This is a genomic window from Marinobacter alexandrii, assembly GCF_005871205.1.
In the GTDB taxonomy this organism is placed as follows: Bacteria; Pseudomonadota; Gammaproteobacteria; order Pseudomonadales; family Oleiphilaceae; genus Marinobacter; species Marinobacter alexandrii.
Genome location: NZ_SWKM01000013.1, coordinates 341,651 through 364,658 on the forward strand (window position 1 = coordinate 341,651; position 23,008 = coordinate 364,658).

The 23,008-nt window shown below is 59.3% G+C and carries 21 protein-coding genes; 10 read left to right on the forward strand and 11 right to left on the reverse strand.

The genetic code is table 11. From position 1 onward, the window contains the following. The first annotated feature begins 202 nt into the window (after positions 1-202). From FCS96_RS12580 to FCS96_RS12605, 6 genes are all read left to right on the forward strand, one after another. The gene (locus tag FCS96_RS12580; RefSeq protein ID WP_138440722.1) at positions 203-655 is read left to right on the forward strand and encodes a YaiI/YqxD family protein; all 453 of its coding nucleotides are present in this window, start codon (positions 203-205) and stop codon (positions 653-655) included. Positions 656-761: 106 nt separating this feature from the next. Next, positions 762-2,579, forward strand: coding sequence for an ABC transporter ATP-binding protein (locus FCS96_RS12585; protein ID WP_138440723.1), 1,818 nt, complete (start codon positions 762-764; stop codon positions 2,577-2,579). A 123-nt stretch (positions 2,580-2,702) separates the two neighbouring features. After that, positions 2,703-3,476, forward strand: a complete 774-nt coding sequence (locus FCS96_RS12590) for an ABC transporter ATP-binding protein (RefSeq protein WP_138440724.1) — start codon at positions 2,703-2,705, stop codon at positions 3,474-3,476. Then, on the forward strand, positions 3,466-4,440 hold the full coding sequence (locus FCS96_RS12595) for an ABC transporter substrate-binding protein (protein ID WP_138440725.1): 975 nt from the start codon (positions 3,466-3,468) through the stop codon (positions 4,438-4,440). Before FCS96_RS12590 ends, FCS96_RS12595 begins: the two co-directional genes overlap by 11 nt. After that, on the forward strand, positions 4,430-6,457 hold the full coding sequence (gene fhuB, locus FCS96_RS12600) for a Fe(3+)-hydroxamate ABC transporter permease FhuB (RefSeq protein WP_138440726.1): 2,028 nt from the start codon (positions 4,430-4,432) through the stop codon (positions 6,455-6,457). The genes FCS96_RS12595 and fhuB overlap by 11 nt, the downstream gene beginning before the upstream one ends. After that, complete coding sequence (locus FCS96_RS12605; protein WP_138440727.1) at positions 6,444-7,310, forward strand: (2Fe-2S)-binding protein; 867 nt, start codon at positions 6,444-6,446, stop codon at positions 7,308-7,310. The genes fhuB and FCS96_RS12605 overlap by 14 nt, the downstream gene beginning before the upstream one ends. Positions 7,311-7,451: 141 nt before the next feature. Here FCS96_RS12605 and FCS96_RS12610 read toward each other — a convergent pair whose 3' ends face one another. After that, positions 7,452-9,629: a TonB-dependent siderophore receptor gene (locus tag FCS96_RS12610; protein WP_138440728.1), complete on the reverse strand. Its 2,178-nt coding sequence runs from the start codon at positions 9,627-9,629 to the stop codon at positions 7,452-7,454. 231 nt (positions 9,630-9,860) lie between these two features. Between FCS96_RS12610 and FCS96_RS12615 the strand changes: the two genes are divergently transcribed. Then, entirely contained in the window at positions 9,861-10,958 is a 1,098-nt protein-coding gene (locus FCS96_RS12615; RefSeq protein WP_228264112.1) for a PQQ-dependent sugar dehydrogenase, read from the forward strand. Here the strand turns inward: FCS96_RS12615 and FCS96_RS12620 are convergent. After that, the gene (locus FCS96_RS12620; RefSeq protein ID WP_138440730.1) at positions 10,952-11,365 is read right to left on the reverse strand and encodes a GFA family protein; all 414 of its coding nucleotides are present in this window, start codon (positions 11,363-11,365) and stop codon (positions 10,952-10,954) included. The genes FCS96_RS12615 and FCS96_RS12620 overlap by 7 nt on opposite strands. A gap of 120 nt (positions 11,366-11,485) precedes the next feature. Between FCS96_RS12620 and dkgB the strand changes: the two genes are divergently transcribed. Continuing rightward, positions 11,486-12,295 (forward strand): 2,5-didehydrogluconate reductase DkgB, encoded by an 810-nt coding sequence (gene dkgB / locus FCS96_RS12625; RefSeq protein WP_138440731.1) that lies wholly within the window; start codon positions 11,486-11,488, stop codon positions 12,293-12,295. Here dkgB and FCS96_RS12630 read toward each other — a convergent pair. The 3 genes from FCS96_RS12630 to FCS96_RS12640 are packed head-to-tail and all read right to left on the reverse strand — an operon-like array spanning position 12,231 to position 14,686. Then, positions 12,231-12,899 (reverse strand): hypothetical protein, encoded by a 669-nt coding sequence (locus FCS96_RS12630; RefSeq protein ID WP_138440732.1) that lies wholly within the window; start codon positions 12,897-12,899, stop codon positions 12,231-12,233. The genes dkgB and FCS96_RS12630 overlap by 65 nt on opposite strands. Before the next feature lie 41 nt (positions 12,900-12,940). Next, a complete protein-coding gene (locus tag FCS96_RS12635; RefSeq protein ID WP_228264099.1) occupies positions 12,941-13,870 on the reverse strand; it encodes an aldo/keto reductase in 930 nt (309 codons plus the stop codon). A gap of 45 nt (positions 13,871-13,915) precedes the next feature. Continuing rightward, the gene (locus tag FCS96_RS12640) at positions 13,916-14,686 is read right to left on the reverse strand and encodes a glutathione S-transferase N-terminal domain-containing protein (protein WP_138440734.1); all 771 of its coding nucleotides are present in this window, start codon (positions 14,684-14,686) and stop codon (positions 13,916-13,918) included. 259 nt (positions 14,687-14,945) lie between these two features. On the opposite strand from FCS96_RS12640, the gene dacB reads away from it, so the two are divergent. Further along, on the forward strand, positions 14,946-16,508 hold the full coding sequence (gene dacB, locus FCS96_RS12645) for a D-alanyl-D-alanine carboxypeptidase/D-alanyl-D-alanine endopeptidase (RefSeq protein ID WP_138440735.1): 1,563 nt from the start codon (positions 14,946-14,948) through the stop codon (positions 16,506-16,508). A gap of 59 nt (positions 16,509-16,567) precedes the next feature. On the opposite strand, the gene FCS96_RS12650 is transcribed toward dacB, so the two are convergent. Both FCS96_RS12650 and FCS96_RS12655 read right to left on the reverse strand, forming a co-directional pair. Further along, on the reverse strand, positions 16,568-17,983 hold the full coding sequence (locus FCS96_RS12650) for a DUF4397 domain-containing protein (RefSeq protein WP_138440736.1): 1,416 nt from the start codon (positions 17,981-17,983) through the stop codon (positions 16,568-16,570). Between the two features lie 158 nt (positions 17,984-18,141). Next, entirely contained in the window at positions 18,142-18,384 is a 243-nt protein-coding gene (locus FCS96_RS12655; protein WP_138440737.1) for a DUF2798 domain-containing protein, read from the reverse strand. Positions 18,385-18,574: 190 nt separating this feature from the next. Between FCS96_RS12655 and FCS96_RS12660 the strand changes: the two genes are divergently transcribed. Continuing rightward, positions 18,575-19,471 carry a DUF6279 family lipoprotein gene (locus FCS96_RS12660; protein ID WP_138440738.1) on the forward strand — a complete coding sequence of 299 codons (897 nt, stop codon included), beginning with the start codon at positions 18,575-18,577 and terminating at the stop codon, positions 19,469-19,471. Between the two features lie 4 nt (positions 19,472-19,475). Here the strand turns inward: FCS96_RS12660 and FCS96_RS12665 are convergent, their stop codons facing one another. The 4 genes from FCS96_RS12665 to FCS96_RS12680 are packed head-to-tail and all read right to left on the reverse strand — an operon-like array spanning position 19,476 to position 22,870. Continuing rightward, positions 19,476-20,246: an SDR family oxidoreductase gene (locus tag FCS96_RS12665; protein ID WP_138440739.1), complete on the reverse strand. Its 771-nt coding sequence runs from the start codon at positions 20,244-20,246 to the stop codon at positions 19,476-19,478. Between the two features lie 17 nt (positions 20,247-20,263). Then, on the reverse strand, positions 20,264-20,953 hold the full coding sequence (locus FCS96_RS12670) for a histidine phosphatase family protein (RefSeq protein ID WP_138440740.1): 690 nt from the start codon (positions 20,951-20,953) through the stop codon (positions 20,264-20,266). Beyond that, the gene (locus FCS96_RS12675) at positions 20,953-22,017 is read right to left on the reverse strand and encodes a phosphotransferase family protein (RefSeq protein WP_138440741.1); all 1,065 of its coding nucleotides are present in this window, start codon (positions 22,015-22,017) and stop codon (positions 20,953-20,955) included. The genes FCS96_RS12670 and FCS96_RS12675 overlap by 1 nt, the downstream gene beginning before the upstream one ends. 31 nt (positions 22,018-22,048) lie before the next feature. Further along, positions 22,049-22,870 carry an SDR family oxidoreductase gene (locus tag FCS96_RS12680; protein WP_138440742.1) on the reverse strand — a complete coding sequence of 274 codons (822 nt, stop codon included), beginning with the start codon at positions 22,868-22,870 and terminating at the stop codon, positions 22,049-22,051. Between the last annotated feature and the right edge of the window lie 138 nt (positions 22,871-23,008).

Below are 23,008 nucleotides of genomic sequence, written 5' to 3' on the forward strand. Positions count from 1 at the left end.
CTTCCAAAAATGTCGTAGGCCAGGGAAGGCCGAAGACAAGCGCACATGGATGTGCCCGTAGCGGTTTTTGGAAGGACTGTCTCAATGCCTCAGCCACCTGTCACGTACTCCACTAAAGGCAATACGCTGCTAACGACTACCAAGCCCACACCAACTCCCGTTAAACTTCCCAAAAGACACCGAACCAACGAAGGACCAAGCCATGCCAATCTGGGTCGACGCCGACGCCTGCCCCGTCCCCATTCGGGAAATCCTCTGCCGAGCCGCTACCCGTTGGCAGATCCAAACCACCTTCATTGCCAACCACGCCATCAGCCTGCCGCCCAGCCCCTACATCCAGCGCCGCCAGGTTGCCCACGGCTTCGACGTGGCCGACAAGGAAATCATGGACCAGATGACTCAGGGCGACCTGGTAATTACCCAGGATATCCCGCTGGCCGCGGAAGCCATCGAAAAAGGCGCCGACGTGTTCAACCCACGGGGCCAGGCCTTCACCAAAGAGAATATTCGCCAGCGCCTGGCCATGCGCAACTTTATGGAAGAAATGCGCAACGCCGGCCAGGTCACCGGCGGCCCGGCGCCCTTCAGCCAAACCGACCGCAAGGAATTCGCCGACAAACTGGACCGCTGGCTGCAACGCAATCGGCAGGCTTAACTATGCCCTGTTTGTACGCCTGAACACTTGTTGATAATGATTCTCTTTAAATTTTAAAAGTTACCCGCTACCCTTTGCGCTTTCCCATCGCCCACGGAGTGAAAACATGTCCGGCCGTTCCAGCGCCTCCAGCCCTTCCACCAGCAGTTTTGCCGCCCTTGCCCGCCTGCTGAGATACGCCCGGGGCTATAGGCGACAGATCATTACGGCCAGCATCTGCTCCATCATCAACAAGCTGTTCGACATTGCCCCGGAAATCTTGATTGGTGTCGCCATCGACGTGGTAGTCAATCAGGAAGAGAGCTTTGTTGCCGGCCTGGGCTTTGAGACAGCCCGAGAGCAGATTACCATCCTGGCGGTGCTGACCTTCTTCATCTGGGCTGGGGAATCCCTGTTCGAATACCTGTACCAGATCCTGTGGCGCAACCTGGCCCAGCGCCTGCAGTCCGACTTGCGGCAAGATGCCTACGAGCATGCGCAACGCCTGGACATGAGCTTCTTCGAGGCCCGCAGCTCCGGGCAGCTAGTCGCCACCATGAACGACGACGTCAACCAGCTGGAACGCTTCCTGGACGGCGGCGCCAACGCCATGATCCAGGTCCTGGTCACCGTAGTAGCAGTCGGTGCCGTGTTCTTCGTGCTATCGCCGTTGATTGCGATGCTGGCGTTCACCCCCATCCCGCTGATCATCTGGGGCGCCTTCTACTTCCAGCGCAAGGCCGGCCCTCTGTACGCCGACGTGCGGGAAAAAGTCGGTGATCTCTCCAGCCGATTGGCCAACAACCTGGGCGGCATCGCGACCATCAAGAGTTTTACGTCGGAACAACGTGAAGCAGAACGCCTCAAGGCCAGCAGCGAAGCCTACGTGGAGGCCAACCGCCGGGCCATTCGCATCAGCTCGGCGTTCATCCCGGTGATCCGCATGGCCATCCTGGCCGGATTCCTGGCCACCTTTACCGTGGGCGGCATGATGGCCCTGGAAGGCTCGCTGAATGTTGGCGCCTACGGCGTGCTGGTGTTCCTGACCCAGCGCCTGCTCTGGCCACTGACCGGCCTGGCCGAAGTCATAGACCTGTTTGAACGTGCCATGGCCAGTACCCGTCGCATCCTGGACCTGCTGGCCGAACCAGTGCACGTGCACGACCAGGCTGGCCAGCCCCTGGCCGAACCGGTCAAAGGCCACGTCCGCTTTGAGCAAGTAAGCTTTCACTATCCTTCCAGCGGCGCGGGTATAAGGGACATCGACCTGACCGTGCCTGCTGGCAACACCCTCGCCCTGGTCGGCGCTACCGGGTCTGGCAAATCCACCCTGATCAAACTGCTGCTGCGGTTTTACGACCCCAGCCGCGGTCGCATCCTGATCGACGACCAGCCGATCCAGAGCGTCAGCCTGAAATCCCTGCGCAGCGCCATTGGCCTGGTGAGCCAGGACGTCTATCTGTTCGAGGGCAGTATTCGGGACAACCTCACCTATGGAAAACCCGACGCCACCGAGGCCGACATCATCGACGCCGCAAAAACGGCCGAAGCCTGGTCCTTTATTGAAGCCCTGCCCGATGGCCTGGACACGGCGGTTGGTGAGCGTGGTATACGACTGTCTGGCGGCCAGCGCCAACGCCTGTCTCTGGCCCGCGCGCTCCTGAAAGACCCACCGATCCTGGTGCTGGATGAAGCTACCAGTGCGGTCGACAATGAGACCGAAGCGGCCATTCAGCGCTCCCTGAAACGCATCGGCCACAACCGGACGGTAATCATGATCGCCCACCGCCTGTCGACCATTGTCGACGCCGACACCATTGCCGTAGTTGAGTCAGGCAAGGTGGTGGAAGCGGGCAACCATGACGAATTGCTAGAACAGCAAGGCGCCTACTACGCGCAGTGGCAGGTGCAGACCGGGCAGGCGATGCCGACAGTGCTGGCCTAAGAAAGCCCTAGCCCGAAACTACGACCGAGCCTGGCCGGAACCAGTCAGGCGCACTCAATAACATTATTGATAGTGATTCGCGTTTAGATTATGCTGCGGAGCTTCTGATTGCCGGGAGTCCGCATGTCTGCGTTTTTCGAAGTATCCAGCCTCGGTGTTCGCATCGGCGACACCACCATCGTGAAAGACATCAACTTGGACTTCCGGGAGGGCGAAGTCACCGCCCTGCTCGGCCATAACGGCTCTGGCAAATCCACCCTGCTCAAAGTATTGGCCCGGCAACTAGCGCCGGCCAAGGGTGACGTTCGCCTGCTGGGTAACAGCAAGCACCGCACCGATGCCCGTCAATTTGCCCGCACCGTGGGTTACCTGCCCCAGCACCCACCCGGCACCGACGGCCTGACCGTCCGCGAACTAGTGGCGTTGGGCCGCTACCCCTGGCGCGGCCCCCTTGGCCGCTACACATCCGACGACTACGAGCTGATTGACCAGGCGATTGCCGACACCGGCCTGACCCCATTCCGTCATCGCTCGGTGGACACCCTGTCCGGCGGCGAACGCCAACGAGCCTGGATTGCCATGCTGCTGGCCCAGCAAACCCGTTGCCTGCTGCTGGATGAGCCTATCTCAGCCCTGGACGTCAAGCATCAGGTTGAAACCCTGCGCCTGGTCCATCGCCTGGCAGAGGAACGGGATCTGACCGTGGTGGTGGTTCTGCACGATGTGGATCTGGCCGCCCGGTTCTGTGATCGCCTGGTAGCCCTGCGTGGCGGCCAACTGATCGCCGATGGAACCCCGCAGGAAATCATGAACAGTGGCACCCTGGAGACCATCTACGGCGTGCCCATGGGCGTCATGGAACGTGCCCCGGGTCAGTGGGTGTCCTATGTGCACTAGCTCGCCTTTCACAAACCCCGTTTTCACCAACCCCCTTCTCACAAAACCCCTGGCGCGGATCACGGCCGGCCTGTGTCTGCTGCTGTTGTCCGCGACGGCAGCGGCGCAAACCTGGCAGCACGAACAGGGCCGCGTGAGCCTGGATGAGCCACCGCAACGCATTGTGGCCCTGAATTGGGCCGCCACCGAAGCGCTGCTTCTGTTGGGCGTAACCCCGGTGGGGGTGGCGGACAAATCGGGCTATGCGACCTGGGTCCGTGAACCGGTATTGCCGGACCACGTGCCCAACATCGGCACCCGTGTCGCCCCCAGCCTTGAAGCCATTGCCGAACTCGAGCCAGACCTGATCATCACCAGTTCGGAAATGGCACCGGCGGCGGATCTCCTGCAACAGATCGCGCCTACTTACGTCAGCAGCGTCTACAAAAAAGGCTCCCAGCCCTTTGCCAAAGCCCGGCAGATGCTCATTACCCTGGGTGAAATGCTCGACCGGGAAGATCGGGCCCGGGAGATACTGGCCGATATCGACACCACCCTGGCCGACCAGCGCCGTCGGCTGGAAGCGCACGGCGCCCACAAACGGCCGGTTGCCCTGGTCAGTTTCCTGGACGACCGTCACGTTCGCATCTTTGCGCCCAATGGCCTGTACCAGACCACCCTGGACGGTCTTGGACTGGACAATGTCTGGCCCCACGACGGCAACTACTGGGGCTTTTCCACGGTAGGCCTGGAAGCCATTGCGCCCTACCCGGACGGCAGGATTGTGGTGATCGAGCCTACCCAACCAGGCCTGTCAGATAACCTCGCCCAGAGCCCGTTCTGGACCTACCTTCCCGCCGTGCAGCGCAGCCAGGTCTACCAGATTGAGCCGGTGTGGCCCTTCGGCGCCGTGTTTCCGGTCAAGCGATTGGCCATTCAGCTTACCGACGCGCTGATCCAGGGAGGTAGCGATAATGTACGTTGAGTCCCAGGTTGCCACCACCGCGCCACGGCTGCCGGGCAAGCTGCCGCTGACTGCCATCCTGCTCTGGCTGGGTGCACTGGCGGCCAGCGCTGCGCCCTGGCTGCCGGAGCTGGACCTGCTATCAGTCGTGTCGGCGTTCTGGTCCTACGACGGCAGTGATTACAGCTCGGTGCTGGCTCACTTCAGCTGGGCTCCCCGCGTCTCCATTGCCCTACTCATTGGTTGCGGCCTTGGCCTGGCTGGCGCCGTAACCCAGCAGGTTCTGGGCAACCCCCTGGCCTCGCCAACCACCCTGGGCGTGGAAGCCGGCGGTCAGTTCGGCGTAACCCTGGCCACCCTGTTCGCGCCGGCCTTGCTGGCCTTCAGCCAGGACCTGGTTGCGGTTGCCGGTGGCCTGCTGGCGATCGGCATGGTTGTCGCCCTGACCTGGCGCCTGGGTTTCTCGCCGGTGACTGTCATTCTTGCCGGCCTGGTGATTACCTTTTTCATGGGCGCTTTGAACATGGCGTTCCTGCTGATCAAGGGCGAATGGCTGGGCAATCTGTTTATCTGGGGCGCCGGCTCCCTGGTCCAGAACAGCTGGCAGCCATTCATGGATCTTTGGCCGCGGGTTCTGATTCTGGGTGCGGCCCTGGTGTTGCTAATGCGCCCCCTGCAACTGCTGCAACTCGGGCAGGCTTCCGCCAGCTCCCTCGGCGCCCGGGTTGGCCTGCTTCGAATGCTGGCGCTGTTCCTGGTGGTGTTGATGAGCGCCACCGTGGTCAGCCGGGTGGGCGTTGTCGCCTTTGTCGGTTTGGCGGCACCGGTACTGGCACGTCTGCTCGGTGCCCGAACCCTGCAGGAGCGTCTGTTCTGGAGCACCCTGCTCGGAGGCGGGCTACTGCTGTTAGCAGACACCCTGGCGCACTGGGCATCTTCCTGGGGTGATGGTTCTCTGGTGCCCACCGGCACCACAATGGCCCTGATCGGCGGCCCCATTATTCTGCTGGCACTGCAGGGCTTCAAGAACACTCATCATATGCCGGGCCAGGAATCCAACCCCGGTGCCTTCCTGCCAAAACGGCGGTCGGTTCTGGTCACTGGCGCGGTTTTACTGTGCCTGCTGCTTGTCACCTTCTTTGTCTCCATGGGCTGGTCACCGGGCCTGCAGGACTGGAGCTGGACACCTATTACCGACTGGGGCGAGGCCTGGGTCTGGCGCGGCCCGCGACTGCTGGCCGCCATTCTTGCGGGCGTTTGCCTTGGCTTGGCCGGCAGCCTGATCCAGCGCATGACCGGCAACGTGATGGCCAGCCCGGAGTTGCTTGGCATCAGCGGCGGCGCCGCCCTGGTCATGGTGCTGATTGTGCTCACCGGTACCGAGATCGGCCGCGCCGGCCAGCTTGGCGCAGCTACCCTGGGAGCAGCCGCTGCTCTCGGCCTACTGATCCTGCTGGCCCGGCGCCATCGCTTTGCCGGCAACCAGCTGTTGCTGGGCGGCCTGGCGCTGTATGTCTTCATGGATTCGGGACTTCGTCTGGTGATGGCCTCCGGCGGTACCGTTGCCGCCAAGCTGCTGAACTGGATGTACGGGGCCACCTGGCTGATTTCAGAAACCGAGGCCCTGAGTCTTCTCGGCCTGACCCTGGTGATTTGCCTGGGCCTGTTCGTTGCCATCCGGCCACTGACGCTGCTGGCGCTGGGCGACACCTCGGCCTCGTCGCTGGGGCTGCCGGTTACCCGGGCACGCCTAGGGCTGCTGGTTCTTGCGGCCATTCTGACCGCCGCGGCCACGGTGGTCATCGGCCCCCTCAGTTTTGTCGGGCTGATTGCACCTCACCTGGCACGGGTGTTGGGGCAGCAGACCGTAGGCCGGCAGATGATTATCTCTGCCCTGGCCGGTGGTCTGTTGTTGGCGCTGGCCGATTACTTGTCTCGAATCGTGATCTTCCCGTCGCAACTGCCGGCAGGCCTACTCGCAGCCCTGGTTGGAGGTATCTACTTCCTGTGGGGGCTGAGCCGTCATGGCCGTGCCTGAGTGCGATTACACAGACTGGCGTGAGCGCTATCGCCAGTTGCTGTCCGACTCAGACCTCAACGCCGATACGGTGCTGAGCCAGGCTCTGGCCCTGACGGGTTCTTCAAGGCAGGCTCAATCGCTTTCAGCCTCCGGACCAACGGTGCCTTTGTCCCTGGCGCAGTGTCTGACTCAGCCAGAGCGCCTGCGACACCAGCTCAGACTGGATCATCCGGAAACTTCAGACGCCCGCCTGATGCGGGCGCATGTGTCTGTCGTGCAACAGGATCTGGCGCTGTCGGTGATTGCACCGCTGACGCTGAGGCTGTTTCGGGACGGCGAGGCGCCGCTGCCGAATGAGGACGAGGTGTTTCTGGGGCAATCGACTAGGACCATGGCCAATTCGCGCTGGTTTCACACGCCGACCGGGCCATCGCTTGGTGTCGAGGACTTCGTGGAGCACCTGGCAGGTCAGGTCAACGCTTGGTATCCGGTGTTCCGGAAGGCACTCGGCGTCAGTCCCGGCGCATTCTGGAGCAGTATTGGCCTTGGTCTGGGCGCGCCGTTTTCGGCGGTGTGGAATCAAGCTGAAGCGCAGTCGGTGTGCGCGTTGGCTCAGGCGTGGCTGGACAACTTTGAATGCGACAGCAGCCGGTTTGTGGGCTGGATTCCGGCGACGCTCAATGGACAAACCCGCGCCATACCCCAGCGCAAGGGCTGCTGCCTGAAGTATCTGTTGCCGGAGGGTGGTTACTGCGGTACCTGTGGCGTGCATCGCAAAGCGCGTCTGGCAGAGCTCAACCGGCTGGACCTGGACCCAAGCCCACGCCCCAGGCCGAGCCAATCGCCAGGCCAATGGCTGCCAGGGCAATAACCAGCCCGGCGCCCGCGGCGATTTTAAGTCCCTCGATCATTTCCTGTTCCGGTGTCATTGCTTCTTCTCCCTGCCTCCATTGCGTGGAAGAGACAACCGGAATAGGCCACGCCCACTCCGGTTCCTGGTCCAATCTCAGCTTCAGAAAACTCGGGATACGGTCAAACTGGCGTTTGCCGGGTCTCCGTAGAAACCCTGGGCCGACGTACCGAATTTCTTTAGGCTCTCGATGTACTTTTCATCAGTCACGTTGTTCACATTCAGCGTGGCATTCCAGTTGCGGGCAAAGTCGTAGCTGGCCATCAGGTCAACCACCGCATAACTCTCCTGCTCGGTTACGATGACAGCTCCGGCGTTTGGCCCGCTGGTCGCAACACCCTGCTCCTGACTGATCTCTGACTGCCAGCGGATTTCACTGCCAAGCTTCAAGCCTTCAACACCGGGCACTTTCCAGGTTCCGCGCAGCTGCGCCAGGTGCTCCGGCACGAAAGATTTTTCCGGGTTGCCGTCGGCATCCTCAATGTCGACATAGGTGTAGCCGGCAAACAGCTGAATACGGTCAGTCACATCACCGACAAATTCCAGCTCGATCCCCTGGCTCTTAAGGCCATCCTGGCCTCTGTAGTAAGGATCCTGAGTTCCCGAGTAGGTACCTGCCGCTTCCGCTACGTTCTGCTGCTCTGTCTGGAACAACGCCACGGTGGTGTTCACACGGTCGTCAGCGAACTCGCTTTTCAGACCCACCTCGTAGTTAACGCCGTCAATAGGTTCAAGACGGTCCCGGTTGATGTCCTCCTCCGTCTGCGGTGTAAAGATTTCCGTGTAGCTTGCGTACACCGAGTGATCATCACTGAGGTCATAGATCAGGCCGGCGTAGGGTGTTTCCACCGCATCGTAACTGGTGGTCTTGGTGCGGCCGTAGCTCTCACCTTCGCTATCGAGCCAGGTAAGGCGCAGTCCGGTAATGGCGGTCAGCCGTTCGGTCAGCGACCAGCGCGCGGCGGCGTAGGTGGCCACTTCCTTGTCGGTCCAGTCAGAGCCGCCAACGCCGTTATCAAAGGAAGGTCTCGGGTAGTTGCCCTGCCATTCTTCGAGCGGTGGCAGCGGGTCACCAATACCCTGACCATAGCGGGATTCATCGACGGTTTCCGAGCGCGACCAGGTGGCGCCTACAACCAGTTCGTGGGTGCGATTGGCCAGCTCAAACGGTCCGGTGGCGTAGGCATCGACCACCCACTGCTCCACATCAAGATCGTACTGGCTGGGGTAGGCTCTCAGCCCCTCGCCCGTGTCGGGATCTGGTGTACCGTATTGATAAAACAGCTCGGATTCACTCTCACTTTCCAGTCTGAGCACCGAGCCTTGGGCCCGCCAGCCGTTGCCTAGCTGCTGCTGGAGTTCCACAAAGCTGTTGTGCTGGGTGTTGTCCCAATAAGACCAGTCTGAAGAGGTGCTGGTAGAACGGGCGTAATCGGTGGCGGTGCCGTCGGTATAGAACAGCGGCAAGGCGCCCCACATGGGGCTGTCGGTATCGGAGGTCTGTAGAGAATGTCCCAGCGTCAGCAGGGTGGTGTCGGTGAGGTCTGCCTCAATCACCCCGTAGAACATCTTTTTTTCGTTGCTGTAACGATCGAGGTACGAGTCCTTGTCTTCATAGCCCGCCACGACCCGGCCCCGAACCGCGCCGGATTCCGACACCGCACCAGACACATCGCCAACGATGCGCTTCTTGTCCCAGGAGCCGCCGGTGACGGCGATGGAGCCCTGCGTGTCTGCGGTTGGACGCTTGCGAATAAAGTTAACGGTGGCCGAGGGGTTGCCCGACCCGGTCATAAGGCCATTGGCGCCGCGCACCACTTCGACCCGGTCAAAAAAGGCGGTGTCCAACTCGCCCTGTACGTTGTCGTAAACCGCCGGCAGGCCCACTCCGTCATACTGGAAGTTATTGATGTCGAAACCGCGGGCGGTGTAATAGGTGCGGTCAGTTTCCACCGATTCCACGGTCACACCGGTGGTACCTTCAAGAACATCGTTGATGTCGTTCTGAGCAAAGTCGTCCATCTGTTCACGGGTAACCACCGTGACCGACTGTGGGGTTTCCCGGTGGGTCAGCCCCATCTTCATGGTGGTGGTTGTAGTTTCAGCCACGTAACTGCGGGTCTGCTCAGAACTTGCCGCTTCTCGCTTCGCGGACACTTCAAGCGGCTCGAGAGCCACCGGCTGCTGGCCCTGGGCTACCGCCAGACCCGGCATCGAAGCTGCCATGACCGCGGTGAACAGCGCCTTGCGGCGGAAGCTGGTTTCGGACATTCGGGACATCGTTTTCTCCGTTTTTAGGTCACTCATTTTTAATGCGCACATCTTAATGCGAATCATTCTGATTTCAAATAATTAATTTAAAACAACCACAACGAATGGCCGTCAAAACGGGGCGGTAAACAGCAGCAAGGTATGACAAGTGCTATCCTGAGAGCTCCGCCGTACCGCGTTTTGATGCCCCAACCACGACGTCCAAGGGAGGTTCCGATGCCCTCAATAAAACCTCTGGCAATGGCCTGCTGCACCTACCTTTCGGCCCTGCCCTGTGCTTTTGGCCAGACCTTTTCATCGGATGACGTAACCTTCCGGCTGGACACCGTTGCCGCCGGGCTGGAACACCCCTGGAGCCTGGCGTTCCTTCCTGACGGCTCATTACTGGTGACCGAGCGGGCGGGAAGACTTCGGATAATCCGCGACGGCAAGCTGGTTCCGGAGCCGGTTGCCGGCGTGCCTGATCTGGTGGTGTCTGGCCAGGGCGGCCTTTTGGATGTACTGCTTCACCCCGAGTTTGTCGAAAACCGAACCCTGTTCCTGAGTTACTCGCACCGGAATCGCGATGGCATGACGACCCGCGTGGCCAGGGCAACTCTGGCTAATGATCGGCTGACTGACGTCGAAGTGATTTTCGAGGCGGGACCACGCTCTGGGAAGAACCGCCACTTCGCCGGGCGCATGGCTTTCGATGGGGCGGGCAATCTTTACATTGCGGTCGGGGATCGGGGGGAAATGGATCGTGCCCAGGATACGTCGGACGACGCCGGCGGCGTGCACCGGATCACCATTGATGGCGAACCCGCACCGGACAACCCCGAGTTGGACAACGCTCGCATCAACGACACATTTTTCACCTGGGGTAACCGCAATATTCAGGGCATGACGGTACACCCGGTAACGGGAGCGGTCTGGACCCACGAGCATGGTCCGCGGGGCGGCGACGAAATTAACATTTTGAGTGCCGGCACAAACTATGGCTGGCCGGAGATCACTTACGGCATCGACTATTCAGGACTGCCCATCACCCTGAATACAGAAAAAGAGGGTATGGCCCAGCCCCTGCACTACTGGGATCCATCGATTGCGCCGTCAGGTATGGCGTTCTACACCGGCTCGCAGATACCGGAGTGGCGCGGCGACTTGTTTGTTGGCGCACTGAAGATGCGGAAGCTGGTACGGCTGCGAATCAAGGATGGCACAGTGGTTGAAGAGGAGGACTTGCTGGAAGACCTGGGTGCGCGCATCCGGGATGTCCGAGCGGGACCGGAAGGCGCGCTTTGGCTACTCTCCGATGCGCCCGAAGGCAAGGTTTACCGCCTGGTTCCCGCTCAGTGAGGGTCGTTGGTGCGCTCGGTTTTCTCGAACTGGGGCAGATCATCGGTTATGTCGAACCAGTCTGACTTGGAACCGACGTAAATGTGCCGTGACGGGCCTTTTTCCAGCGGTTCGTTGATGACACCGATCCGCAGGCGCAGGATACCCGGGATGGCATCCAGACGGCTGTAAAGATGGCTGCCACAGCGATTGCAGAAGGCCCGGTATTTGCCAGGACGGGATTCGAATTCGGTTACCCGCTCTTCACCAGCCAGGTACTGGAAGTGGATTTTCCGAACCGGTGAGCTGGCCGAAAAAGCGCTGCCGTGGGCCCGTCGACATTGACTGCAGTGACACAAAGAAATCGGTCCGAGCGGGCCATCGTATTCAAAGGTAATGTCGCCGCACAGGCATTGGCCGGTAAACATGGGAATCTCTCTCGGTTCAGCGGGTCGAATCAAATCAGCGCCGATGATACCCGGCGGCCACTTGAAGAACCAGCGTGCCGGCACCATCTTAACATCACACAGAACGAATAGGAGGAACGTATGTCATTCAGCACACTTCCGAACATCGGCATGGGAACTTTCCGGCTGAAAGGCAATGATGCACGGGATGCCGTCAAAAGTGCCCTGTCACTGGGTTATCGACACATCGATACCGCCCAGATGTACGAGAACGAGGCGGAAGTTGGCGATGGCATTACGTCCAGTGGTATTCCCCGTCGTGAAATCTTTCTGACCACCAAAATCTGGCATGACCAGCTCCGCGCCAGCGACCTGATCAACAGCCTGCACGGCAGCCTGGCTCGCCTGAAGACTGACCACGTCGATCTGACCCTGATCCACTGGCCCTCCCCGGATGACGAAGTACCCATGGCAGAATATCTCAACGCCCTGCGGGACGCCCAGAGGGAAGGCCTGACCAAGCACATCGGCATTTCAAACTTCACCTGTGCCCAGATGGATGAGGCCGTTGAGATTCTGGGAGAAGGCGCCCTGCTCACCAACCAGGTGGAAGTGCACCCGTTTCTGGCCAATCGCAAAGTCGTGGAGCACGCCCAGAAGCTGGGTATTACCGTGACGGGTTACATGCCGCTGGCCGTTGGCAAGGTAATGGAAGATGAAACGCTCCAGCGCATCGGCCAGGCACACAACGCAACAGCTGCGCAGGTTGCCATTGCCTGGGTCGCGTCCAGAGGCATCGTGCCGATTCCTTCATCCACTCGTCCCGCGCACCAGAAAGCCAACCTTGATGCGTTGAACATTACGCTGAGCGAGGAAGAGATTCGCGCTATCGACGAACTGGACCGCGGTGACCGGATTGCGGATCCTGGCTTCGCGCCAAACTGGGACTGAGCCAACAGCCAAGGGCGAAAAGAATGAGCGTGGCCGCCGGTAGCAGCAGGAACCAAACCAGCTGCAATGCCCAATAGGTGGCCGCGCTGAACAGCACCCAAACTAGGGGTATCGGCAGCAACGGCCAGAGCCATACCCTGGGCATCATCGCTAATACCAGCGAACTGGCGGCAAGGGTGACGTCCGGCGTTAACCCAAACACCGCCATGGCCCCCAGCTCTCCGGACTGCAGCACCGTCACCCAGGGCAGCGCCACAACGCCGGTCAGCCAAAGCCCTGTAAACACCCCGGCTCGGCCCTTCGGAATCGCCTCCGAGTGACAGCAGATGGCCAGAACTGCGATCAATAGTCCTTGAGCCACGAACGCCCAGCCAAACCAGACCGCCGGCCAGTTTATTTCGCCAAAATAGCGAACCAGGAACCCGGCCCCACTGCCAATCCAGGCTGCGGCAACCAACCACACTGCCAAGCGACGCCATGCGTGCGTTGGCCGGCACATCATCCAGGGCACAGCCAGTGTCAGCGGCACGACAAGCAGTTGCCAGGGCCAGAAATCCTGATTGAGCCGGATGAACAGCCGAAGAAATACCTGCGGCCCGAACATCAGAAAATCCTGCAAGGAATAACTTAGCCAGGCGACATCCGTCACAGCGACCTCACAAACGCCGCCATCCGCTGCCGCTGCGATTCACTGGGTAGTTCGCCGTACATCGCTGCCATGTTCTCCTGCATGTGGGCAACCTGCGACGTCGCCGGAATGGCGCAGGTGACTGCCGGATGGGCGATTACAAACTTGAGGAAGAACTCCGCCCAACTGCCAATCCCGGCCACCGCTGCCCAGGGTGGCAAGGGCTCAGATTGTACCCGGCGAAACAGTGCGCCACCCTGGAATGGGCGATTAACGATCACAGCAATACCGCGCTCACGTGCCAGTGGCATCAGAACCGATTCAGCCTCTCGATCAAGGACGTTGTAGGTTAGCTGCACAAAATCCAGCGGTTCGGTTTCCATAATGCGAGCAAATTCATCGTGACGCCGGCCATGGGAGGTGGTGATTCCAAGGTAACGAATTTCGCCATCGGCCTTCATCTCCTTGAGGGTCTCAAGGTGCCCCCGCCAACCCAACAGGTTGTGGACCTGTAGCAGATCAAAACGGGCGACTCCCCACCTATTGTGTGACGATTCAGCTTGCGTGCGCGTAGCCGATTCATCAGCGGTCCAGATTTTTGTGGCAGCAAAAACCTGATCGTGCGCCTGCAACGCATTCAGCGCCTTGCCCAACACATCCGCCGATGATCCGTACATGGGCGAACAGTCGACCACACTGCCGCCGCGATCAAAGAAGGTCTTGAGCACCTCCGTCCGACTCTCAATGAGATAGGGATCGTTGCCAACGTTGAAGGTAATCCAGGTGCCCATGCCAATGGCGGGCACGGATTCACCGGATGAGGGGACCGTGCGCAGGATTGGAACAGCGGCGGTACCACCCGCCAGTTCCGCAAACAAGCCCGGAGAGGCCAGGGCGAACCCGCTAATACCCGCGCCAATAACAAGCTGCCTACGTGTAAGTCGCACTGCCACACCTGCCCCTTGTGCGCCCTTGCGCACTATGCACTGGCGTCAGGCCCCGTAATGGGCCTCCAGGTACTTCAGAATTCGTGCCGATTCGAACATAGATTCATCCGTATTCGGATCTTCCAGGTATGGCACCTGCACCCGTCTATGTTGCTGGAAAAAGGCATCCCGCTTGCCGCCTGGAATCGGCGTATAGGGCCCCGGTTTCAGGCGCTGCGTTGCCGGCCCGAGCTCTGTCCAGTGCTCTTTGCCCAGGTTATGCAGCGTGTACGGGATTTCGAGTTCACACAAACGTTCCCGAACCAGGCGCGAAAACGGGCTGCCCTCAAAGCTCCACAGGTGCAGAGGCTGCACCGGCTGGCTACTGACCCTGGCTCTCAAGCCTCGAAGGGCACTGACGGCCGACGCAACCGAGCCCACGGCCGGCTGCCAGGGCTTGCCCCGATAAAACTTCGGGACCGAACGTCCGGCGTATTCCCGGAACAGGTAGGCCACGATATCGCTGGATTCATACATCACGGTGTCGGTGTTTTTATCCACCAACAGCGGAAATTGCTGCTTACCCCCGATCTCGGCGGCCTCGGCCCGAAAACGCTGGCCGCCTTTCGGGCAAGGACGGATGTCCACGTCCAGGTGCAGCGCCGTGAACGCCTCGCGGACACGCCGACAAAACGGGCAGGCTTCCATGTCGTAGAGAATGATGGGCAGCTCGGGCTGTACGCACTTCTCGACAACCATACAGCCCCGCCAGGCCGACAGAGACGAGGTTGTCACTGATCCGAGCACGTTGACGTTATGAGCGAGTAAATTGGGCATAGCAAAAAACCTTCAGTTGGTGTTTCTCTTAATTATCATGCCATCGGCCGGTTTTCCATTGGCTCACCGGCGCTTACCGCCGCCGGCAACGTAATGATTCAAAAAGCCACTTACAGGAAGTCACAAAAAATCAATACAAACAATGACCCTACTGCCATTTTTTAACGTCATGTATAAGTTTTCTGCATAGTACGCACAACAAAGATGGGCTATTGTTGAAGAATAAGAATCCATCGGTCTTCATCAGGGTAATCCGGGTATGCAGCGCGCTCACAAGGCAAGAGACAAGGGCTCGTTCCTCAAACGTTCGGTCATCGCCGCAGTTTCCGCGCTGGCGTTGGCCGGCAGCCCTGCCCTGTTGGCCCTCGACAAGGACGAAGGCGGTTTTTCGTCGGCCCGGGTCTGGAGCAATCAGGTTCGCGACTACGCCGCCAAGTCCCTGGACGCCGAAAATGCTTTGAGTGTCGCCGCCATTCCCCTGAACGGACCGGGCATTGAGCAGTACATCAATGCTGACGAGCTGATGAGCCCCGGCTCCATCATGAAACTGGTTACCACCTACGCCGCCCTCGAAATTCTCGGCCCCAGTCACCACTGGGACACCGATTTCCTGACCGACGGTGACATGGTCGGCGATACCCTGAACGGCAACCTGTACGTGCGCTTTGGCGGTGATCCGAAGCTCACCATTGAACGGCTGTGGAGCACACTGGGGGAACTGCGCAGCATGGGCATTACCACCATCGAAGGCGATCTGATTCTGGATGGCGACTATTTCAGAATCGACGGTGGTTTCCCTCAATTCGAGGACAATGGCGACAACCCTCACGCGCCGTTTCTGGTGGAACCGTCACCCTTCCTGACCAACCTGAACCTGTTGCATTTTCAGGTGCGCGCCGACGAACGTGGCACCCAGGCCTGGAGTGTGCCAGCTCTGACCGATGTGGTGATTGATAACCGCGTCACTGCTACTGCGGAAGGCGCCTGCCCGAGCCGCCGAAGCTTTGAGTGGGAACCCATCTTCCACGATGACAACAAGGTGACCGTTCGCGTGACTGGTGCCCTGCCCCAGGGCTGCCGAACCACTCGTTACCTGTCGCTGATGCCCCATGACCAATACAGCGCCGGCCTGATCCGATCAATGCTTGCGGAAACCGGCGTTACAGTCAACGGCGCCGACGGTACCGGCCAGACCCCGGAAGACGCACGTCTGGTCATGAAGACCACCTCTCCCGACTTGGTCGCCATGGTGCGCGACATCAACAAATGGAGCAGCAACGTCATGGCGCGCCAGATGCTGCTGAATATCGGAGCCGAAAACCGGCTGGACGATGAGGATGATGATCGGGTCGCTGGCATTCGGGTAATTTACGAATGGCTGGAGAAGAAAGGCATCAACACCGCAGGCATGGTGATTGATAACGGCGCGGGCCTCACTCGCCATGGCCGCATTACCGCGCGCCAGGGTGCACAACTGCTGCAACACGCCTGGAACAGTCCGTTTTCCGCCGACCTGATGGCTTCCATGCCCATCATCGCGATGGATGGCACCATGGCCCGCCGGTTGCGCAACACCGGCATGGACGGCAGTGGCCGGATCAAAACCGGTTACCTGGAAGATGTCCGCTCCATCGCCGGTTTCACCCGGGACGAACACAACACCACCTGGGCCGTGGTCGGCATGGTCAACAACGATCCTGCCTGGAATGGCCAGGCGGTTCTGGACCGGGTTCTCTACTCGCTACACTATCGCCCACCGACCGGCACCGCATTCTCTCGGGCCGAGTCCGGTACCGGTAAGCCGGAAACCTCAATTCAATAAAAAAGCCCCGGTCAAACCGGGGCTTTTAGTTTGTGGCGGGGTCGTCCCGCTTTTCAGGGCTAGGGTATTACGAAATCATCCAGCAGCGTAACTGTGGCAACACTGGCCATGCTTTCCTCCAGCCGGGCCAACGCCGTATATACGCCACCGGCTGACAACGTCAAGCTCGGAGACTTATACAGTTCCGTTGAGCCATCGTCCGAGGTGATGAAGATTACATAGTCATCGGCTGCAACGCTCACATACCCCGAAGAGGTTCCATACTGAAAATCATCCAGCGCAGGTGACGCATTCCCGATCAAGGTTGAGCCGGCACCACCAGCCGCAGTCGGGATGAGGAGCACATCGACGCTCTGGGCTTCCACTGCTCCGTGCAGCACGCGCAGGCGGGCCTCTGTCACAATTCGACGGTTGTCATCAGTGAACGCAAACAGGTCGAGACCGTCTGCGAGTATTCCAGCGGCAACGAGGGTCCGCAGATCGCCGTTAGCCAGATCCAGCGTTTCATCGATGACCGCCGTGCTGGTGTCCCCAGCCGCAGTCACCGCGACACGATTTGAACCCGTAGCCAGCTCCACGTAACTGCCGGTCACAGCACCAGCCGGAACCGTTTCGCCAAAAGCAACATCCCCGGACGCCGGCGATAAGTCAGGATCCTCGTTGACGTAGATGTCCACATTGGGAGTTGGAGCGGCTGAATTATGAGCCGCCCGGATTCCTGCGCCAGTACCGACATCCAGAATCTCAGACGTATCCGCACCATTCACAACCAGCAGACTGACTGGTGAATCTCCAAACACGGTGTTATCTACCGCGCCAATCAGCAAATCCGCACCGGCCGGCAGAGGCACGGTGCCACTGTCGTAAACCACGGTATCAGAGCCTGTCGGCGTTACCCGGATTTGATAGTCCCCGGCGGGCACTTCCAGCGGCCCGACGCTTTCCTGGAATGAGAAGGTAAAGGTGGCATCCGCCGGCAGTGGATCACCCGCCGCTGTCACAAACACATCCACCGGGCCGGCCGCAGCAGCCTCGGCATCAGGCGAGAGGTGGGCAATACGAAGCCGCACTGACGTCGCCGAATCACGATTGCCATTATCGGCCAGGACGAGAGCAGCGATGCTGCTGTCGCCAACTTTACCCACGGCAATCACATCGTAGTGGGTATCGAACCGAAAAGAGGCGTCCGTTTCGATGACGGTGGTCGTGTCTCCGCCCGGCAGGATGCCATCAATGGCAATGCTGGAAGAGCCGGCCCGGGGTGTCAGCTCCGCCGCCTGTTTGTAGTCAGCGCCCGACACTACCGGATTGGTATTCAGGGCACCACCACTGAACCGGACATTGACTGCCGGCGCGTCGGAGGATGCGTGCACCACCCGAACGCTGGTGTTTTTTGAGTCGCTGTCACTGTCGAAACAGCCGGACAACAAAATGCTGCCGACCGTCGCCAATGAGATAGTGAATTTGGTGTTCATTGTCGTTGGTCCTCGATCTCTGAGATAAGACCCTGTAAACGGTGGTTCACATCTGCAGTAGTTGAAAACCTGAACTATGCATCAAGGCGATTTACGGACACCAAAACGAAACGGTTTAACAGTTTTTGACAATTGATCAGATAGGCATTGGTGAGATGTCAGGGCTCAAAGCGCCGGAGGGTGAACTCGGTTAATTTCGCCGCCAGCGGCGCGATGAAAGTAACCAGGGGAAAAGCCACCGCCCATGCAACCAGCCAGGCTGCGGTCCAACGGGCGGGGTATCCGGAATCGATGCCGGTATTGAGCCAGGTGATAACGCCGGACATCAGAAACGACATGATGCCGGACATATAAATACCGAAAACCAATTGTCGGACCCGCGCAGGCTTGAGCTTACTCATACTATCTCCCGTTGGGGCCCCAAACCGATCTGGAGCCGCATCTGAATTGGACTGAATACCGTACACTGACAGGATAGGAACTGAGCATGCTAGTAAGCCTGCGGTCTTTTTGCGAGCGCTCTTTTTAGCAACTGTTTTGAGCGAGTAATCGTGCCGAGCACTCGCTCCCCCTGGCCACACTGGACGAACCATGAACAGGCAGACCGTCACAGCGAACAAATCCCTTCTCTGGAGCACACTGCTGCTCGCCGCACTACTCGTGTTGTCCGGTTGCAGCTCAACGCGCATGGCCTACCGCTACGCGGACTGGGGTGTTGTCTGGTGGGTAGAGGATTACGTAACCCTGACTGATGCCCAGAAAACACAGCTGTATGAGGACCTGGACGAGCTTCGGGGCTGGCACTGCGCCACGGAACTGCCTAAATATCAGGTGTGGCTGAACACACTGGAAACCGATGTCCGCCAGCAAAACATCACGCCCGAGGCCCTCTCCCAACATCAGGACGAACTACTGGGCTTTTTCCCGCCACTGCTATCCCGGGCGACCCCGATTGCAACTCGACTGCTTACCAGCCTGACCGATGCCCAGGTGCGCGAGCTGACCGAGAATATGGCAGAACGCCAGCGCGAACTGGAGCAGGAGTATCTGGGGGAAGATCCCGCCGCTACGGCGGTAGCCCGGGCCGAGCGCACCTCGGAAAGATTGGAACGCTGGCTGGGCGATTTGAATGACAACCAGCAAGCCATCGTTACCCGCTGGTCTGCGCAACGCGATCGCCAGACCGAAATCTGGCTGCAGGGTCGACGCAACTGGCAGTTGACCTTCCTTGAGGCGCTGGAACGGCGCCAGGAACCGGGATTTGAACAGGAGGTTGCACGACTGCTTAATGAGTCAACATCGATACGGGGAGAGGAATACGAGGCGATGATGGCGCGCAGTCGAGTCGCCCTGAACACCCTGATCCACGGTGTGGTGGCCGCGGGCGACACGGCTCAGCTGGCGCACCTGAAAAACCGGGCCGCTGAACTTAACCGTGATTTCGAGGCCCTGACCTGCTCGCCCGGCCCCGAAATCGCTGAGAGCTGACTATTTAGATAGTCAGGTAACCACCGTCAGCATTGATGCAGGCACCCGTGGTGTAGCTTGACGCACCAGACACCAGGTACAGCACGGTGCCGGCCATCTCGTCAGGATCGGCCACCCGCTTCATAGGGATGTGAGCCATGGCCTGTTTCTTAATCGCCTCGTTGGTGGTCAGGGCACTGGCGAACTTGGTGTCGGTCAGCCCCGGCAACAACGCGTTCACACGAATGTTCTGCTGGCCCAGCTCCATGGCGAATGACTTGGTCATGGAGATAACCGCCGCCTTGGTGACCGAATAAATGCCCTGGTAATGACCGGGATTCACCCCATTCACCGACGCCACGTTCACGATCGCGCCGCCGCCGGCTTTCTTCATCATCTGCGCGCCCCGGGCACACATGAAGAAATAACCCCGGATGTTCACATCCACGGTCTTGTTGAACGCGCCCAAATCGGTATCTTCGATGGGCCCGAAGTAAGGGTTGGCGGCCGCGTTGTTCACCAGAATGTCGAGCTTGCCATGAGTGTTCTCAATGTGGCCCCAGATAGCCTCGATCTGATCCATCTCACCAATATGGCAGGCATAGGCTTCGGCGCTGCCCCCGGTCTCGCGAATGCTGGCCGCGACCGCTTCACAGCCGTCAATCTTGCGACTGCTGACAATCACGTGGGCGCCATAGTTGGCCAGGGTGCGCGCAATGCTTTCACCAATGCCCCGGCTGGCACCGGTAATCAGGGCTACCTTACCGGTCAGATCAAACAGGTCTTTGCTGCTCATTCGATTACCTCAATTTTTTATCGGAACGTCACCAGGGCGGGGTCTTCCGCCTCCAGGTGACTGTAGTTATTGAAAACGGACAGGCTGCGACGGGGGCCGGAATAAAGCACCCGGGTGACGCTGGTGTTGGCAATAACCTCGTTCAGCCCCAGTGCCCGGGCATCATCCAGCCCCAGCAAATCCTGGCAGATCACCGAGATCGGACCACCTGAAGTCGCTACTAAAACGTCACTACCGTCGGCATATTCGACCATCTCCTCGAACGCCTGCAGCACCCGGGCCTTGAACACCGGCCAGGTTTCCGAATAATCGCTGTCATGCTGACCCGAGGCCCAACGCCGAACCGCCTGAACAAAGGCTTCCTGGAAGGCTTTGGCAGGTTTGGGAAACGCCCTCAGATCACGGGTCATAACCTCGCGATCCTGCCACTCGGGCCGATAGCGGGTAACCACCTCGTTATGGTCAAACTCGTTAAAGCCCGGGGTTACCTGCATATCAGGTAGCTGACTGCCAAAGCCGGTAGTAATGGCCTCAACCGTCTCCCGGTGACGCTTCAGATTGCCGCCGAAGACAGCGCTTGGAGTTAACCGATTGGCCAGCCAGCGCCCCAGCACCCTTCCCTGCTCCCAACCTGTGGGCGAAAGCTGATCGTAGTTGGCCTTGCCAAAACTGGCCTGACCATGGCGTACCAAATAGACTGTTGCCATTACAGGAAGCTCTCTTTAATCAGACGCTGACAACGCTTCTCCAGGTAATTGGCCGCATGGCCAAATGCCGCAAAGCGCTTGTCCTTGGTCTGGCCGTGGTAAAAGCGGTAGTAAATCTGCTGGACAATAACCGCCAGCCGGAACAGCCCGTAGATCTCATAAAAATCGAAGTTATCGACCCGAAAACCGGACTTCTCCATGTAGTACTCCACCACTTCCTTGCGGGTCAGCATGCCCGGGCGATGGGTAGGCTGGCGACGCAGCATCTGGAACGGACCTTCGTCGTCGGCTTCAATCCAGTACGCCAGGCTGTTGCCCAGGTCCATCAGCGGATCGCCGATGGTCGCCATTTCCCAATCGAGAACGCCCACCACTTCAAACGGGTTGTCTGGGTTCAGCACCACGTTGTCGAACCGAAAATCGTTGTGAATCACTACCTGGGCAATGTCGTCCGGCATCTTGTCGTTGAGCCATGCCATGACTTCTTCAAAATCGCCGACATCCTCGGTGCGTGCCTTGCGGAACCGGTCACTCCAACCGCCAATCTGACGCTGCACGTAGCCGGCGCCCTTACCCAGCTTGTCCAGGCCCGTTGCCTGGGCATCAACCCGGTGCAGGTCCACCAGCTTGTCGATCACGTTCAGACACAGCTTGCGGGTGTCCGCTTCGCTCAGGTCGAAACCGTCCGGGAAATCCTGGCGCAGGATGATGCCCTTCAGGCGTTCCATCACGTAGAAATCACAACCCAGGACATCGTGGTCGTCGCAAATGGCAATGATATTGGGCACGTAAGGATAAACCGGCTTCAATGCCTGCATTACCTTGGCTTCGCGCAGCATGTCGTGTGCGGACTTGGCGATTTTGCCAAACGGCGGTCGGCGCAGCACGAACGAGCGCTCACCATAATCCACTTGGTAGGTCAGGTTGGAGGCGCCGCCCGGGTACTGCCGGATTTCAGGTTCACCGCTCAGATCGGGAATCGCCTGCTTCATGAAGCGATCAACCACCGCCACATCCAGCTCTTCGCCCTCGCGGACATCCTTCGCCTGATCAATCTGGGTCATTCAGGACTCTCCTCTTGTCTTGCTTGGCGTTTCAGGCTTTGGCCTTGCCGCCCATCTTGTTCATCCAGCGCTTGCTTTCCTGATGCATCAACCAGTCAAATGCCTTGGGTGCGTGCCGTTTGACCATCCACATCCGGCGCTCTTTGGCGTGGGGCAGCACCCAGAAACTCTTGTCTTTCACTGACCGCATGATGTCTTCAGCGACATTGTCCGCGGTAATGTTCGAACGCTTCATCAGCTTGTTCACATTCTGCTGAACACCCGGCAGGTCAGAACGCATGCTGCTGGCCAGATTGGTCTGGAAAAACGCCGGGCAGACACAGCTCACGTGGATACCGTCATCCCGCAGCTCCTGGCTCAGGGTTTCGGACAGAGCAATAACACCCGCCTTGGAAACATTGTAGCTATCCATCAGCGGTGCCAGCATCAGACCAGCCATAGACGCGATGTTCACAAACGCACCTGAGCCCTGCTTCTTGAACTGCGGCGTAAAGGCCTTGCAGCCACGAACCACGCCCAGCACGTTAATATCCAGAATCCATTCCCAGTCCGCCATGGTGGTGTCTTCAATCGACCCGGCGGAAGCCACTCCGGCGTTGTTAACCACCACATCAACACCGCCCCATTTAGCGGTCAGATCGTCACAGATCTTCTCCAGATCCGTCAGGCGCCGAACGTCACATTCAACGTAGTAGCCTTCACCCCCGGCGTTGTTGATCTCCTGCTCGACACTGGCGCCCTGCTCCGGATTAATATCACCGATGCAAACTTTGGCACCCTCTTTGGCATAGCGCAGTGCAATTGCACGACCAAGGCCGCTGGCACCACCTGTGATGAAGATTCTCTGAGTCATAGTCATTTCCGTCACGTGTTATAAAAAACTAAAGCCAACTCCGAACATCGACGGAGCTGGCGGGCGGGTATTTCTGAAACTGTGCGGAGCCATGGATGGCGGAGCTCAAGCGTCACATGGACGTGCTTGAGCGGGTTT